Source organism: Mesorhizobium sp. M2A.F.Ca.ET.039.01.1.1, assembly GCF_003998035.1.
Taxonomy (GTDB): Bacteria; Pseudomonadota; Alphaproteobacteria; order Rhizobiales; family Rhizobiaceae; genus Mesorhizobium.
Genome location: NZ_RZRY01001507.1, coordinates 1 through 485, shown reverse-complemented (window position 1 = coordinate 485; position 485 = coordinate 1). Strand labels below are relative to the sequence as shown.

General features: G+C 63.1%; 1 protein-coding gene. It reads left to right on the top strand.

From position 1 onward, the window contains the following. Positions 1-485: imelysin family protein (locus EOA24_RS40685; protein ID WP_281059957.1), on the top strand; the 485-nt coding region annotated here is incomplete at both ends.

The window sequence follows — 485 nt, the reverse complement described above, 5'->3', positions numbered from 1 at the left end:
CCGCCCGCGAAGCCTGGAAGGCATCGCGCGTTCCCTACCAGCAGACCGAGGTCTACCGCTTCGGCAACAAGATCGTCGACGACTGGGAAGGCAAGGTGAATTCCTGGCCGCTGGACGAAGGCCTGATCGACTATGTCGCCAAGAGCTACGGCAGCGAGTCCGACACCAATTCGCTCTATACCGCCAACGTGATCGCCAACAAGGAGATCGAGATCGACGGCAAGAAGGTCGACGCCTCGAAGCTGACGCCGGAATTCCTGTCCGGCACGCTGCAGGAGGCTGGCGGCGTCGAGGCCAATGTCGCGACCGGCTATCACGCCATCGAGTTCTTGCTCTGGGGCCAGGATCTGCACGGCACCGGTCCCGGCGCCGGCGAGCGACCCTACACGGACTATGACCTCGCCAACTGCACCGGCGGCAATTGCAACCGCCGCGCTGAATATCTGAAGTCGGCGAGCGACCTTTTGGTCTCCGACCTGCAGGAG